General features: G+C 36.7%; 15 protein-coding genes and 1 tRNA gene. 4 read left to right on the top strand and 12 right to left on the bottom strand.

Annotated elements, in window-relative coordinates:
* Positions 1–10: 10 nt before the first annotated feature.
* From nusA to EU510_RS17415, 3 genes are all read right to left on the bottom strand, one after another.
* On the bottom strand, positions 11–1,510 hold the full coding sequence (nusA, locus tag EU510_RS17425) for a transcription termination factor NusA (RefSeq protein WP_149594525.1): 1,500 nt from the start codon (positions 1,508–1,510) through the stop codon (positions 11–13).
* 39 nt (positions 1,511–1,549) lie between these two features.
* Positions 1,550–2,005, bottom strand: a complete 456-nt coding sequence (gene rimP / locus EU510_RS17420; RefSeq protein ID WP_149594524.1) for a ribosome maturation factor RimP — start codon at positions 2,003–2,005, stop codon at positions 1,550–1,552.
* A gap of 281 nt (positions 2,006–2,286) precedes the next feature.
* Positions 2,287–2,363: transfer RNA gene (locus EU510_RS17415), tRNA-Met, on the bottom strand.
* Between the two features lie 442 nt (positions 2,364–2,805).
* Between EU510_RS17415 and EU510_RS17410 the strand changes: the two genes are divergently transcribed.
* Both EU510_RS17410 and EU510_RS17405 read left to right on the top strand, forming a co-directional pair.
* Positions 2,806–3,267, top strand: a complete 462-nt coding sequence (locus tag EU510_RS17410; protein WP_149594523.1) for a globin domain-containing protein — start codon at positions 2,806–2,808, stop codon at positions 3,265–3,267.
* A gap of 317 nt (positions 3,268–3,584) precedes the next feature.
* Positions 3,585–5,141 (top strand): cryptochrome/photolyase family protein, encoded by a 1,557-nt coding sequence (locus tag EU510_RS17405; protein WP_149594522.1) that lies wholly within the window; start codon positions 3,585–3,587, stop codon positions 5,139–5,141.
* Between the two features lie 60 nt (positions 5,142–5,201).
* Here EU510_RS17405 and EU510_RS17400 read toward each other — a convergent pair whose 3' ends face one another.
* The 9 genes from EU510_RS17400 to EU510_RS17360 form a co-directional block, all read right to left on the bottom strand.
* Complete coding sequence (locus EU510_RS17400) at positions 5,202–5,648, bottom strand: Hsp20 family protein (RefSeq protein WP_024595972.1); 447 nt, start codon at positions 5,646–5,648, stop codon at positions 5,202–5,204.
* Positions 5,649–5,885: 237 nt separating this feature from the next.
* The gene (locus EU510_RS17395) at positions 5,886–6,416 is read right to left on the bottom strand and encodes a peroxiredoxin-like family protein (RefSeq protein WP_149594521.1); all 531 of its coding nucleotides are present in this window, start codon (positions 6,414–6,416) and stop codon (positions 5,886–5,888) included.
* A gap of 113 nt (positions 6,417–6,529) precedes the next feature.
* Complete coding sequence (locus tag EU510_RS17390) at positions 6,530–7,927, bottom strand: sigma-54-dependent transcriptional regulator (RefSeq protein WP_149594520.1); 1,398 nt, start codon at positions 7,925–7,927, stop codon at positions 6,530–6,532.
* A 9-nt stretch (positions 7,928–7,936) separates the two neighbouring features.
* Positions 7,937–8,311, bottom strand: coding sequence for an Hpt domain-containing protein (locus EU510_RS17385; RefSeq protein WP_149594519.1), 375 nt, complete (start codon positions 8,309–8,311; stop codon positions 7,937–7,939).
* 108 nt (positions 8,312–8,419) lie between these two features.
* Positions 8,420–9,232, bottom strand: coding sequence for a putative bifunctional diguanylate cyclase/phosphodiesterase (locus EU510_RS17380; RefSeq protein ID WP_262501247.1), 813 nt, complete (start codon positions 9,230–9,232; stop codon positions 8,420–8,422).
* Positions 9,233–9,659: 427 nt separating this feature from the next.
* Positions 9,660–9,950 carry a hypothetical protein gene (locus EU510_RS17375; protein ID WP_149594518.1) on the bottom strand — a complete coding sequence of 97 codons (291 nt, stop codon included), beginning with the start codon at positions 9,948–9,950 and terminating at the stop codon, positions 9,660–9,662.
* Positions 9,951–10,455: 505 nt separating this feature from the next.
* Positions 10,456–13,266, bottom strand: a complete 2,811-nt coding sequence (locus EU510_RS17370; protein ID WP_149594517.1) for a PAS domain-containing hybrid sensor histidine kinase/response regulator — start codon at positions 13,264–13,266, stop codon at positions 10,456–10,458.
* The gene (locus tag EU510_RS17365; protein WP_149594516.1) at positions 13,259–13,870 is read right to left on the bottom strand and encodes an isochorismatase family cysteine hydrolase; all 612 of its coding nucleotides are present in this window, start codon (positions 13,868–13,870) and stop codon (positions 13,259–13,261) included. Before EU510_RS17365 ends, EU510_RS17370 begins: the two co-directional genes overlap by 8 nt.
* A 22-nt stretch (positions 13,871–13,892) precedes the next feature.
* On the bottom strand, positions 13,893–14,930 hold the full coding sequence (locus EU510_RS17360) for a response regulator (RefSeq protein WP_262501246.1): 1,038 nt from the start codon (positions 14,928–14,930) through the stop codon (positions 13,893–13,895).
* A 258-nt stretch (positions 14,931–15,188) separates the two neighbouring features.
* On the opposite strand from EU510_RS17360, the gene EU510_RS17355 reads away from it, so the two are divergent.
* Positions 15,189–15,452, top strand: coding sequence for a GrxA family glutaredoxin (locus tag EU510_RS17355; protein WP_024595981.1), 264 nt, complete (start codon positions 15,189–15,191; stop codon positions 15,450–15,452).
* A gap of 160 nt (positions 15,453–15,612) precedes the next feature.
* The coding region (locus tag EU510_RS17350; RefSeq protein ID WP_149594515.1) for a DEAD/DEAH box helicase at positions 15,613–15,842 on the top strand (230 nt) is incomplete at its 3' end.

The raw sequence follows: 15,842 nt of genomic DNA, 5'->3' as shown, positions 1-15,842 counted from the left end.
CGTTAATAAATTACTCGTCTGCAAACCAACAAATGTTTCGTGCAGCCATAATAAGCTCACCTGCTTTTTCAGGTGTAAGCTCAGTGATATCAACTAACTCGTCAATACCTTGCTCTGCCAAGTCTTCAAGTGTAACAACACCCTTGCTTGCCATAACAAATGCTAAGTGACGCTCTAATCCCTCAAGCGCAAGTAAGTCTTCAGCTGGTTCTGCGCCATCTAAACTTTCTTCCGTTTTAAGTGCTTTAGTTGTTAGTGCATCTTTTGCGCGTGAACGCAGAAGATCTACAGTCTCTTCATCAAGACCATCAATTTCTAAAAATTCAGACGCTGGTACATACGCCACTTCTTCAAGTGTCGAGAAACCTTCGTTAATAAGTAATGATGCAAACTCATCATCTATATCTAAATTTTCAGTGAATAAGTTAAGTAACTTATCAGATTCAGCTTCATTTTTAGTACGCATATCTTCAACAGTCATAACGTTTAGTTCCCAGCCAGTTAATTGGCTTGCTAAACGAACATTCTGACCATTACGACCAATTGCTTGCGCTAGGTTATCGGCTTCTACAGCGATATCCATTGAGTGAGTGTCTTCATCCATTACGATTGAAGCAACTTCTGCAGGCGCCATTGCATTGATAACAAATTGTGCTGGATTGTCATCGTAAAGTACGATATCAACACGTTCGCCACCAAGCTCAGACGATACAGCTTGAACTCGTGCGCCACGCATACCAACACATGCACCAATTGGATCAATGCGTTTGTCGTTAGATTTAACAGCAATTTTAGCGCGTGAACCTGGATCACGTGCTGCGGCACGTAACTCAATCATCTCTTCGCCAATTTCTGGCACCTCAATGCGGAATAATTCCATTAGCATTTCAGGTTTAGAGCGCGTTACAAATAATTGTGCACCGCGTGCTTCAGGCTTAACTTCATATAAAAGGCCACGAATACGGTCACCCGGGCGGAAGTTTTCACGTGGTAACATATCATCACGGTAAATTACTGCTTCTGCGTTATTGCCTAAATCAAGAACAATAGAGTCACGCGTTGCTTTTTTAACTACACCTGTTACTAACTCGCCTACTTGATCTTTGTATGCATCAACAACTAAAGCACGCTCAGCTTCACGTACTTTTTGTACGATAACTTGCTTAGCCATTTGTGTTGTAATACGGTCAAATTTGATTGAGTCGATTTGTTCTTCAACATAATCACCCATTTGCAAATCAGGTTCTTCAACCTGTGCTGCTTCTAGAGTGATTTCGCTGTATGGATTCTCTAAAGAACCATCTTCTAATACAGCGGCAATCTGCCAACGGCGGAACGTATCGTAATCACCGGTTTTACGGTCAATTGCTACACGTACTTCAATTTCGCCATCGTGTTTTTTCTTTGTCGCTGTCGCTAGAGCGAACTCTAGAGCTTCAAAAATCTTTTCTTTTGGAACCGCTTTCTCATTGGAAACGGCTTCAGCAACCAATAATATCTCTTTTGCCATGGGTAATGCCTCGCTTGCCCTATTCCTTCGCACTCGAATTTAAAACTTCGCGATTAAATTCGCACGTTCGATGTTACTAAGCATGATCAGATGCTCTTCACCATCGCTAGATAGTGTGATCATATCGTTGCTAACTGCTACTAAGTCGCCTTTAAAATTACGACGACCATCCTGTGGAAGTTTAGTACGCACGCGTACTTCCTCTCCTTGCGCCTGCTCGTAGTGATCTTGTTTGAATAATAGACGATCAACACCAGGAGACGACACTTCCAAATCATATTCATTTGTAATTGGGTCTTCGACGTCTAAAATCGCACTAATTTGGCGACTTGCATCCGCACAGTTATCAACTGAGATCCCATCCTCATGAGCAATATATACTCTTAAGGTAGAATGGCGACCCGCTTGCACAAATTCAAGACCATGCAACTCAAAGCCTAACATTTCTACCGCAGGCGTTAACATGGTTACTAAATCTTGTTCAAGTTTTGTCACGAAAATCCTCCATACAAACAAAAAAAGGGCTTATAGCCCTAAAATACTAAGTTTAAATTTTAATTTGATGACAATTGCCACAAATCGTAAGGTGCAGATACAACAACGCCCCGAACCAAGCGGGGCGTCACACCAATAAAGCATAAAACTGTGTGGCCTAGGGCCAAGCTTGGTTGCGAGTCAGTAAACTGACCTAATTAAACTACATAGCCTAAAACGCAAAACGCGCATTACTTAGAATGCGCGATATAAATTAGTAAGATAATACTTACTAGTAGAATTGGTTGCGGGAGCCGGATTTGAACCGACGACCTTCGGGTTATGAGCCCGACGAGCTACCAGACTGCTCCATCCCGCGCCAATAGATATCAAACCTTAAATTTAATATCGCTGTTAGCTGTTTTACAACACACTAAACAATGGCCGCTATTATAAGGATGTGTGGGGTAATTAGCAACTATAATACGCAATTAGTTTATAAAATTTCCAATTCGTCAAGATGCTAATTTAATGTATATGTAAGTAACATAAGTAATCAGTCAACTTTATAAAATACCCATATTTAAGTCATAAAATATAATAACTTATTGCATCGGACGAAAATCAAACAAGTCGAATCTGAATAACTTTAATATGCTTAAAATATGTTTCAAATGCTTACTGTTTACTAGAAAATAAATTGATATAACTAAAACCCATACTTTAACACTAAAAAAAACGTGCAGAATTTCAACTGCCCGCTATAATCAATTTTATCCTACTTGATAATAATAGTTATTACTCACTGCAGCGAGATAGAAATGAATCAACAACAATCAGCATTGTTAAATAACTTAACAATTATTAAGCCAAATTTTCATGCATTTACGGCTCGGTTTCATAGCAAATTAGCTGAATCTAGCATTGAGATGAATTATCCAACGGCCTTGCAGTTTAACGAAAAGAGTTTCACCCTCTTTTGTGTGTTAGAACGAATTGTTAAGCATTTAGATAAACCAGCATCGGTAGCTCCTTTTTTAGCACATCATTTAATGTATCTAAAAAACAGCAGTGTTTCACAAAGTGACATTACACTTTTATCTGACGTTTTTTACGAAACCCTTAAGGAACATCTTGGTAGGCACTTTACCCCTGAGAGCCAGTTAGCTTGGAAAAAAGCACTTAGGTACTTTGAGAGTTTTGCCAGTAGTACTCTATTTGATGTGTCTAATGTCATTTCGTTACAACAAAGAATGCAACAAAAGCAAAGTAATAAAATTTAGATATACACTTTTTTGAGAGGACTGCTTTACTGACTCAACCTCTACCTAAATCAAACTAATTTAAACACTTTAGTTCAACATATCTTTTTATTAACTTTGTTTTTCAATACGAGGATGTTAGTCAAACTCAAACCGCCATCACCGGGCTTATACTTATAAATAGTTATTGTATTAAAACTTAAAGAATAACCAATTCCCTGCATTAAAAATTAGCACACTTTTGAAATAATTCATTTTATGGCTATTATTCACCCACATTCCAATAGTAAAACGATCGTTTAATTAAATATATCCGTATAAAAAAATTTGGCTTTACTATGACCTATCACAAAACACTCAGACTAATACTAGGCGATCAGCTAAACCCATCTCATTCATGGTACAAACAAAAAGACGACGACACGCTTTATCTCATCGCAGAACTAAAACAAGAAACCGACTACGTTAAGCATCACATCCAGAAATTGTGTTCTTTTTTTAATGCTATGGAAAACTTTGCGACTGCATTAAAAACGGCAGGTTTTAATGTTTTGCATTTAACACTTGATGATACTGCTGACGACAAAGACTTAATTGAATTACTAAAGCGCATTGCCGATAAGTACCAATGCGAAACGATTGAATATCAATACCCTGATGAGTTTAGGCTTAAGTCTCAATTAGCTAAGTTTAAAAGTGATAACTCATTTGATGTAATTGCCACGGATACCGAACATTTTTTATTACCGTTCACCGATATAAAAACACGCTTTACAAAAAACAAACATGTGACAATGGAGCACTTCTATCGTGCTATGCGTAAGCAGTTTAATATATTAGTTGATGGTGCTAAGCCAACCGGTGGCAAATGGAATTTTGACAGTAATAATCGTAATAAATTTTCCAAAGCTGACTTAGCGTGTATACCAAAACCTAAGCTATTTAATAATGATGTCAAAAGCATCATTTCTCGCTTAAATAAGCACAAGGTAGTTTACTTTGGCGAAATAGCTGATCAGACACTAGAGTGGCCAACAACGCGTAAACAAGCCATTGAATCTCTCGAATACTTTTGCGAGCATTTACTTAGTTGTTTTGGTCACTTTCAGGACGCTATGACAGATCAAAGTAAAAATAATACCAGCTTGTATCATAGCCGATTGTCGTTTGCCCTAAACGCAAAAATACTCCACCCGTTATATGTAATCCAACGTGTAATAAGAGAATACGAACAAAGGCCCAGTGAAATATCCCTCTCGCAAGTAGAGGGCTTTACTAGGCAAATATTAGGTTGGAGAGAATATGTACGTGCCATTTATTGGATTAACATGCCCGACTACGCTGTTAAAAACCAACTACAAGCCAAAAACACACTACCATCCTATTTTTGGAATAGCTCCACAAAAATGAATTGCCTAAGCCACTCATTAAAACAAAGTATTGACACCGCTTATGCCCACCATATTCAGCGCCTAATGGTTATTGGAAACTTTTGCATGCTTACAGGAATAAACCCTGACGACGTAGATAACTGGTACCTGGGTGTATATATCGATGCCATAGAATGGGTAGAAATGCCTAACACCCGAGGAATGAGCCAGTTTGCCGATGATGGAATAATTGCAACTAAACCTTATGCTGCAAGCGGTAACTACATTAATAAGATGAGCGACTACTGCAAAAGCTGTCAGTATGATGTTAAACAAAAAGTAGGCGATAAAGCATGTCCGCTAAATAGCCTATACTGGCACTTCATGAATAGACACAGAGACAGGCTAGAAAAGAATCCGCGTATCGGTATGGTATATAAAAACTGGGATAAACAAGAAAAAATACTTCAAGAACAAACTCTGCAACAAGCAACCTACTACCTTAATAATTTAGAAGCGCTGTAAACAAAAAAGCCGCCTCGAATGAGGCGGCTAAGTAATCAGGGGAATATGTACTTTAGAAGATTATTTACCTTCTATTAGATTGCTATTACCAATTTCAATTTTACGTGGTTTTAGCGCTTCAGGAATTTCGCGTTCTAAGTCAATACTTAGTAAGCCATTGGCTAAATCTGCGCCAAGTACTTTTACATGATCTCCTAACTGGAATTTACGTTCAAAGTTACGCTCAGCAATACCTTGATGAATAAATTTACGCTCTGCGTTTTCATCTTTATTTGCTTTAGTACCTGTAACTTTTAATGTGTTATTTTCTGACTCTATGGTTAATTCGTTATCGCTAAAGCCGGCAACGGCCATAGTGATTCTGTATTTGTCTTTATCGAGTGCTTCTATGTTGTAAGGAGGAAAACTTGGCTGCTTATCTGTATTAGCTGCCGCATCCATGAGTGATGCTAAATGTTCGAAGCCGATAAATGAACGATAAAGTGGTGATAAGTCTACTGTACGCATAATAATATCCTCATATTTAAGCGATATTTTGCATGTGCTTTCCTATTGAACAAGCTCAAGCAAAGTTTAATTAATAATATAATTTTCAATTATTTAAGTTTAATTTAGGACCCATCAGGCATCCTACTTAACTATATATGGACGGCAAAATTGTTTTCAATAGAGTAATTTAAAAAAATTAAAAATAAATAAAAAAAGGCACTAAAAAGTGCCTTTTTAAACTATCTAAAATGAATGTTATTTAATAAATGTGCCTCGGATTGGATAGTCTTTTTCTCTAGAAAACTTAATCCCACCTAGCAGTTGCTCTAAATCAGGACGAACAAATGGGCTGTTTGATATATCGACCATTTGAAGCTGATTTTTTTCATTCAGTACAAAAATGCCTGGCTCAGCAAATGGATGATCAGTTTCTGCATCACTGCGAGGCTCGCTGATATGTAGTCCTAAATCGGTCATTTGCTCGATTGTTAGACCATAGTAAATTGGGAAGTTAATATCTATTTTTTCAAGGTGTTTATCGAGCTGCTCATGGCTATCACCACTTACTGCAACCACTTCAACACCAGCATCTTTAAAGTCTTTATGAACTTTAGCAAGCTCGTTAAGTTGCGCAGTACATTTAGGGCAGTGCTGGCCTCGATACACAACAATCATCTTCCAAGGAGAGTCACTTACTCTATCAACTAAATCTACTTTGTTTTCATCAACATCACTCACTACTAGTGATGGCATAATATCCGCAGGTTTTAAACTAGTGTTACTCATTGCGATCTCCTTTTACTGTTTCAGGCTAAAAATTAATTTGCTCTTACCTATAGAGCTTAGGGTAACTTTTATTAATTCAACCTGAAAAGTGTAATTAAAAATCGATTATAACTTTAAGACCATCCCTTTATTTTTCTATAAATGGTAGATGCACTAACTCCTAAATAAGCAGCAGCAAGAGGAATATTGTCTTCACAGCTTTTAATTGCATTTTCAATCGCCCTTTTTTCAACTTGCCACAAAGGTTCTATATCGTGAACAGACATAGGCGATAATTGAACACTCTGCTCGTTTGTATTGTGAACTGACTTAGCGGATATCGAGTGCTTCACAGCGCCTAGTCCAAATGAGCTTGGTAACATGTTCTTTTCAATTACATCGCCATCATTAATAACGACTGTGTTTTCAATTACATTTTGTAGTTCGCGAATATTTCCTGGCCAATCGTAGTTACAAAAAAGCGCCTTAACATCATCAGAAAAGCCAATAAACTGCTTTGCATTACTATCGCTTTTTTGTTTCAGAATATACTCAGCAAGCAGTAATATATCGCCTCCGCGATCTCTTAAAGGGGGTAGCTTTACTGGGATAACATTTAAACGATAATACAAATCTTCTCTAAAACGCCCTTCTGCTACTTCTATTATAGGATTTCTGTTTGTTGCACAGACTAAACGAACGTCACTGTGTAATACTTCGCTACTACCAACCTTACTAAAAATGCCTGTTTGTAAAAAGCGTAATAACTTTGCTTGTAAGTTAAGTTCCATTTCACATAATTCATCTAAAAATAAGGTACCGCCGTTGGCCACTTCAACAGCACCCTTTCTATCGCTTAACGCTCCACTAAATGCACCTTTTACATGACCAAAAAATTCTGATTCAAATAACTCAGCAGGGATAGCGGCACAGTTTATAGCAATAAACGGCCCTTTATTTCGGGGGCTTGCGTCATGAAGAGTTTGTGCACAAACTTCTTTACCGGTTCCACTTTCACCTGTAATAAATACGCATGCTTTGCTTCTAGCTGCGCTATCTAGCAGTCTAAAAACAGTTTTCATTGCCAGTGATTCACCAACAAAATCTTGATTTTTATCACTGTTTTCAACCAAAGGTTGTACTTTAGTTTTTTCTTTGGGTGTTAACGCACTCTCTACTGAACTAATTAGTCGTTGACTTGTGAAAGGTTTTTCTAAAAAATCAAAACCGCCTAAACGCATTGCTTCCACTGCAATATCAATAGAGCTGTTTGAGGTGATCATGACCACATTAGCAGGATTTTTCTGCTTATTTACAAATTGTAATACCTCAAGCCCGCTTATATCTGGCAAGCATACGTCTTGTACTATAACCGCAGGCATTTTTTCTTTAATACCTACTAAAGCAGAGTACCCATCTGTAAAGTGTTTACATTGGAAACCAGCCTGTTCGAGCTGACTTGCATATAAAGCACCACTGGCAATGCTATCTTCAACAATATAAACAAGACCTTTATCAATTATATCTGACACGGCTTTCTCCTAGATAGCTATACTATTACTCATTATTTGATACGCATCTCGGGTTTTATCCAAGTTGTGTTTAATAACAAGCGCTGCGTGCAAGTTTTCTTGTGTAGTTGACGGTGGCGAATCGTGTAATTGTGTTGCTAATGCAGCTAAAGAAGATGCTCCATATAAAGCTGCTGAATTTTTTAAGACATGCATTACTTCTTTAATTTTTATAGTATCTTCACTACTAATTGCCGTATCTAATTGGTCAGCCATAGTGACTAATTCATCAATAAATAAGTTAATTAAGCGAGCTAACACGGTTGTCCCAACATCTTTTTCGAGTTGAGTTAATACATTTAGCTCGGTAATACTTTTATCAACAAACTGCTCTGATATAGGCATAAGTAACCTTTGGGTGAGTTAAATCTTTGTACATTAATAAAATGTAATGGTTGTAATTTAAGAGTAATTTATTTTTTGCATTTTGCAAATCAAAATGAATATAAACATTTACAGAGCCCAAGTATTAATACTTTTTGTTAGTGTTTGCGGCTTATCTAGTAGGTACCCCTGAGCAATATCGCAACCAAGTTGTTCTAATATTTGTAATTGCTCATTCTCCTCAATACCTTCAGCTACAGTTTGTAAACCTAATCGTTGAGCCATCGCAATAATTGCGCTACATAACGTAAAGTCTTCGTTGTCAGTTGCAATACCACTTACAAAACTGCGATCAATTTTTAAACCATCAATATCAAATTGACGAAGTAGACCTAAAGATGCGTACCCAGTGCCAAAATCATCAATCCACACCTTTACGCCTTCATTATGGAAGTTTTCAAACGCCTTAGCTATTTTATCAGGACTATGAATGAGCGCTGTTTCCGTTAATTCTACTTTAATAGCCTGTGGTGGTATTTGGTACTTTTCTAGTAAAGCCATTACTTTTGAAAACACATCACCATCTAAAATTTGCACCGGCGAGATATTTAAAGAAACGGCTATATCTGTCATACCAAAATGTCGCATCTGCTTTAAATCAGACAAACATTGCTCAAAAATCCAGTCACCTAATTCTAAAATCATTCCCGATTGCTCTACATGAGGGATAAACTCATCTGGGCCAACAATACCAAAACGCGGAGATTGGCACCTTACTAACGACTCGAAGCCGACCAGCTTTCCAGAACCCAATGACACAAGCGGTTGATACACCATTTTAAAATAATTATTTTGCATTGCATCAGACATAATTCTTTCTAGTTCATGCCATCTTGCTAGGTTGACAGGGCTTTCCGATTCTAGGTATTTAAACGCACTCATGATTTTGCTCCGGTTTTCACTCTTAGTGACTTATTATATTAACGAGCAATTTACAGGCCAATTTAAATACTAAGGAATAGGAATAAAAGTCAATATATTCAATTGGTTAAATTATAAAATAAAATAACTCTATTTCACCCATTTCATTCGCATTTTGCAATTCAGTTTGCAATGCAACTAAATTGGCAAATGAGTGCTTAACCGAGCTTATAAAGCACAGATAAGCCAGTTAATAGATGCTGACTAAAGCTAATATGAGCAATTGCAGATGAGATAAGGGAAAGCTTTGATTAAACCCTGTTTAGGTCAAATACTATCTAAATTTAAGAGCATATAACTGATTTTATGGGGAGGGATAAAAATTAAATTAATGGTAGGAACATAAAAAAACGCAGGCAACTATAAATAATTACCTGCGCAAAAGTCTCTAGTTTGAAAGAGTATCGCTGTCGTCGTTTTTAGAAGCGGTTACATTTTGTGCATAGTTGGTATCTTGTGAGTCGAATGTATTACTCATTAACTGCGCGCTTTCAACATCAGCTTGTGTAAAAGTAATTGGCTGAATATCTGCCAGCGGTTCAATTGAGTCGCTACCTCGTAAAACTGTAATACCGACTACTAAAGTGGCAACAAGCAAAATAGACAAAACCATAATTTCAGGTGTAAGTACCCAATTGTTACCTTTAGGTTGTTGTTTGGCTTTTGTGTTTGTTTGCATATTGCACCCCTTAAAAATTTAACTAAATTCGTCTTGATTTGATATTTAATATATTGCGAAAGTCGTGCCAACCAGATAACAACGTTATAGAAAAGTAAAAAGACAATAAAATCAGGTCGTTAAAATAAATTAAAGGTATGATTGAGGATTTAAATAAAGTTCATAATGTTTTATTTTTATTTTGAATTGCAATTTGCGAATCAAATTGAAAAATCATAATAAAACACTCATTAAATACTAAAAAATAAATTTAACTTACTCCTAAAATACTAGGTCAATTTTTTCATTTATCAAATTTATACAACACAAATCCACTTTTAATATTAGGGACTGTTGATCATTGCGGATTAAAATTCGTTCGAACTAAAGGCGGTTTAATCGCGGCGCGAGGTTTGTAACCTAGTGGGCTCGGTAACTGCTCCTGCGTTACCCTACTGGCTTACATCCATGTAAGAATAAGTAAAAACCGAGCAACAAAGAGTAAATAGCCCCTAGCCTTCATTACTCAACTCAGCTTTTCCCACACTTGCACTAAACGAGAAAGCTTTAAATGTTTAGATTCAATAACCTGCTCTGGGGCATATTTATCAAGCAGTAAATAAAGCATCTCACTTACAATTGGCTTAGCTAAATAGTCATTCATCCCCGCGTCTATAAATCGCTCTTTATCACCATGAATCGCATTTGCAGTGAGTGCTATTATGGGGGTGGCTATACCTAATTTTCTGATTGCTTTAGTTGCAGAAATCCCATCGAGTATTGGCATTTGAATATCCATAAAAATAATATCGATTTCATCACTTTGCGCCTTTATTATTGCCTCTTGACCATCACTAACAATATGTACACTGCAACCTTTTTGTTCTAAAAACTGCCGAATTACAATTTGATTATTTGTATTATCTTCAGCAACCAATACATTGGTTCCGCTTAACTGAGTTAACCCTGAGGGGCTTTCTAAAGTTTCTTTTTGCTCACGATTGGTAAATATAATATCCAAATGAAACAGCTGCTCTTCTAATAAACTAATTGCCCGTAGTACATGCGATACTTTATAAGGGCCATTTAACCTAAGCTCTCTGTCGTTAATATTTTGCGGTAATAAGCTTTTACCTAGCAAATCTAGGATGAGTAAACACGGTGAATTAAGGGAGTTGTATGTATTTATACGCTCGCGTGTTTGGGCTAACATTTGAGGATCAGTTAATACAATTGCATCAGGAAAACTATCGTACTTGGGTATATCTGGGCATACTTCGTAGTGTTCAAAAGTGATAGAAAACCGAGTGAGCGTATGCTCCAAGGCTGTTTTTAGAATTTCGTGACTTCCTACTATCCATACTTTTGGCTTTTTACTTCGTGCTGCAAACCCTTCTCTTAAAATTGAGTCAGTTGTGTCTATTTGCAGCGGGTAATTAACTATAAACTCGCTTCCTTTATTAAACTCAGAACTAACCGAAATATCTCCACCTACTACATCACAAATTTGCCTACATATCGCAAGCCCTAAGCCACTGCCACCATGCTTTCGAGTAATTGAATTATCAGATTGAATAAAAGGCATAAACATACTGTCCATTTTATTTTTTGCAATTCCCATACCCGTGTCTTTTACAGATAAATAAAGGTTTAAATTATTACCTTCAATATGAGTGCACTTAACAGTAACGGTTATTACACCATGTTGAGTAAATTTAATCGCATTGGCTAATAAATTTATGACTATTTGCCTTATACGGGCATGATCACCAATTAATTGAGCTGGTACATCAGGATAAAAATCAAAAATAACCTCAAGCCCTTTTTGCAAAGCGCTTTGAGAAATTATATCTATTGCTTCTTCAATACACGTATCAATACTAAATGGCTGATTATTGAGTGTTATGGCCTGTGCTTCAAAGCGTGAGTACGTTAATACATCGTCCAATACACTTAATAGCGCGTCAGAACTTGTTTTAATCATTTGTGTATAACGCATTTGTTCAGAAGTTAAACCGGTATGATGCAAAATATCTGCAGATCCAATCACAGCATTTAATGGCGTGCGAATTTCATGACTAATATTTGCCATGAATCGGCTTTTTGACTCCGCTAAGGTTTCTGCCTGGTGTTTAGCTTCAAGTAATATTTGCTCGCTTTCAATACGCTCTTGTATATCCACAAGTGTCGCAGCAATTGATGATAAATCACTTTCGTAACCACCAACAATTGGAGTAAGTGTAATTTCGACCCAGTTATTTATACCTTGTGCATTAATTAAACGTATATCAAAGCGACGAATGTCGCGCTTACCTTGTTTATAATCAAGCAGAGTATCACTAATTTTTTCTACATCCTCTTTAGCTATAAACTTAATTAGAGGTAAGCCAAGACTCTCATCTACCTTGCTGTGTAGAACTCGCTGCCATGCTTGATTTATAAATAATAGATTACCAAATGTATCAAGGCGTAAAACAATATCAGGGATATTATCAACGACAGAGTGATAATTATATTCTATCTCTGCCATTGCTTGTTCGGCTTTAACTCGCTGCGTAATATTGGTTTCTATAGCAATAAAATGCTTTACTTGGCCTTCATCATCTCGCACAGGGTTTGCATCAATAGCAACCCAATAAATGTTACCGTTTTTATCGTAATTTGTGGTTTCAACTTGAAAAGGGAGTCCATTTTTTACGGCATGAGACATGACCTTACGGCTTTTTTCACATGTTTTTGGCCCTTGCAGTAATTGACCAGGACTGGTGCCTATAACCTCATCACAGGTGTAACCTGTAAGTACTTCAAAACTATTGTTAACCCACTCAATTATGCCAAATTTATCTGTAATTATTACTAAGTTATTTGTATGGCTCGCAACAAGCGATAAACGTTTTACATATTTTTGCTGCTGTGTGAGCAAAAGTTGTGAGTCTTTATGACGTTGAATGTCATAGAGTGAACCTATAAAACCGCTTTTTTCATCATAAACTAGTCTCAACTCAAACCAGTTTAAGAGTCCGAGACTATTTTTTATTTGTATTTCTACACTAGGAGTTTGCCTTCCTTCAAGCAAGCAACAACTGTATGCTACAAAATGCATAATATCATCGCAATTCATTAACTTAGTAATATTAGAACCAATTAATGAATCGCTTGAGTAACCTAGTTTCTTCTTCCATGCTTCGTTAATGTAAGTAAGATTTAAATGTTTATCGCACTCAAAAATACACTCATCTAAAATAGCTAATAGCTTTGCTTGACGTCGATTACTATTGGAGAGTTTTTCAACCAACGCATATTGGATTTGCACTTGTAGTTCATCGTTGTTATCCATGCTCTCTCCAATGCTTAATAAAAGTTTTACTATCACAAACTCGCGCATAAAGAGGAAAAACCTCTTCACAGTAAAAAGTTTGTTCAAAAGGAGTGCGACTCGATGTACAGTCACTTAAAATAGTGACGTTAAAACCAAGTTCAACAGCCGTTCGCGCGGTTGAGTCAATACAAATAGAAGTCACCGTACCGGCTAAAATAACATTAGTAACACCCTGTTCTTTAAGCTTTTGCGCTAGAGCGGTATGTGTAAAAGCATTTAAACCTCTTTTCCCAGGCACCACTTCTATAACATTGCTAAAAAAATCTAGCTGCTCAATGGTTTGAGCACCGTACGAACCCGCTTTAAATGCGCCCACATCTGCAATTGCTTTTAATATACCAATCGGGTTTTTAAGCTCACTGTAGTTTTGCGTAAAATGAATGGGTGTATTAACAACTAACGCAAATTCTTCTGCACAGGCGGCCAATAAAGAGAGTGTATTTTCTACCACGCCAGTAATTCTTGATGACTCTTCAACCACGTCATACAAAATACCTTTTGGTGAAAAGTAATCATTTTGAAAACCAATCAAAATAAGCGCTGTTTTAGAAAAGTCATGCATCATTGCCACCTTATTAACCAATTTAAGACGCTAATTGCCAAGGTTTAATAAACTTTTCGAGCACTGCTTTGGTCACTGGCTTTTGTAAATAGTGCGTAATGCCTTTTTCAAATAACTCAGCTATCTGCTCATCCCCTGTTAGCCCCGTTAAAATAACTTTGGGTGTATCATTATTAGGCGTATTTTGACTCACCAATTGCTGTGCAACGTCACTGCCAAACATTCCTGGCATGCGCTCATCTAAGAGCAGTAAATCAAATGGTTCATTTTGAGCAAGCGTTAAAGCACTAGCGCCATTTCCTGCACATGTTACTAAGCAGCCCAGCATTTCGAGCATTACTTTTGTTGCAATTTGGCTTGGTAAGCTATCATCCGCCACTAATACAGATAAACGTGTTTGCATATGAAATGTTGTTAAAATAGTAATTAGATCTGTATCAAAAAATGGCCAACCTAATATTTTTTGAGATAGTTTATTTTCTTGGCTCAGCCCACTAATGTCGCTAATAGTGCATAACTTTATGTGTCTATTTATGCTGTCACCATTTAGTTTGTCAGTTAGCGCGTCACCACTAAGATGACGTAAATCCTCAATCTGTACCGCTTCCTTAAAAGTGCTATTGAATAATTTAAAATTTAAGCCATATCGATCATGGGTTTTGTCCGATGTTTTTAAACAACTTTTAAATAACGCCTCACAATCAGTTAGAACGTCTATATTTTGGCTAATATCAAGCGCCAAACTAACAGACTCTTTTGTAGCTAAAAGCCCATGAAAATCCAGCGTGTTTACTTGGTCAGAATCATCAACCTGGTAATGAAGACTAACCCCTTGTATATTTGCTTCTAGGTTAAGTAAAAAGCTCTGCTTTACGGATGCTAGCGCTGGAATGAGAAACTCCTCGCATTGCGCAATCATTTGCTCAAGAGGAATTTGCAAACAAACGTAGTTACATTGCAACTTGTTAATTAAAGTAATTGAAAAATTTCTATTTTGGGTTTCACAATGTTTACCGATTACCCCTTGGATAATTTCTAAAACGTGACTATTAATATTCATAAAGTATTCTCGTTAACCCAATGTATAGCTCTTAATCATCAAGTTATGTGCCACAAATTAATTCCTGTAAACACAATTGCATTCATATACTTAAGTATTAGACAGACAGTGTTTTAGTCTTTCATTCGCATTTTGCAAATCATATTGCTATGCAATATTTGATTTATGGTTTTTATTAGAATGGTGCAATCGATTTTTTTTGCTTTAAATAATTTTTCAATCATTTAAACTGATTTTAATCAAATTGAGGAGAAAGCTATGTTAACTGTAATTTTTGGCCGTGAAGGTTGTCCATATTGTGTCCGTGCAAAAGATGTTGCGGAGCAACTATCGAATGAACGTGATGACTTTAAATTTCGCTACATCGATATAATTAAAGAAGGCATTAGTAAAGCCGACCTTGAAAAGTCAGCAGGTAAACCTTGCCCTACCGTTCCACAAATTTTTGTTGATCAAAATCACATCGGTGGATTTACAGAATTTGAAGCTTACGCAAAAGAAAACCTAGGCTTGTACAAATAAGCTTTGTATTAAATATGTTAACCAGTTTAATAAACCCCAAATTAAACTGGTTAAATTTAGACCAACATCAAGCACATAGAAATTAGTTTCAATTTATACAAGCATTTGACTCGCGAATCCTATATAATGCGCGCCTCTTTAAATTCGTTGAGGCGTATTAATGTCAGAACCAGTCACGTTTGAATCTCTAAATCTTTCTCCTGCAATTTTGAAGGCAGTTGAAGAGTTGGGTTACAAGACACCATCTGAAATCCAAGCTCAATGTATACCGTTATTGCTAGAAAGAAAGGACGTACTGGGACTAGCTCAAACGGGTACAGGTAAAACCGCAGCATTTGCACTGCCATTACTAAATAATATTGACCCGTCTGTGAAACAGCCACAGATCCT

Source organism: Pseudoalteromonas sp. FUC4, assembly GCF_008370255.1.
Taxonomy (GTDB): domain Bacteria; phylum Pseudomonadota; class Gammaproteobacteria; order Enterobacterales; family Alteromonadaceae; genus Pseudoalteromonas.
The sequence above is the reverse complement of the archived record's forward strand: the minus strand, read 5'-3'. Positions and strand labels throughout refer to the sequence as shown.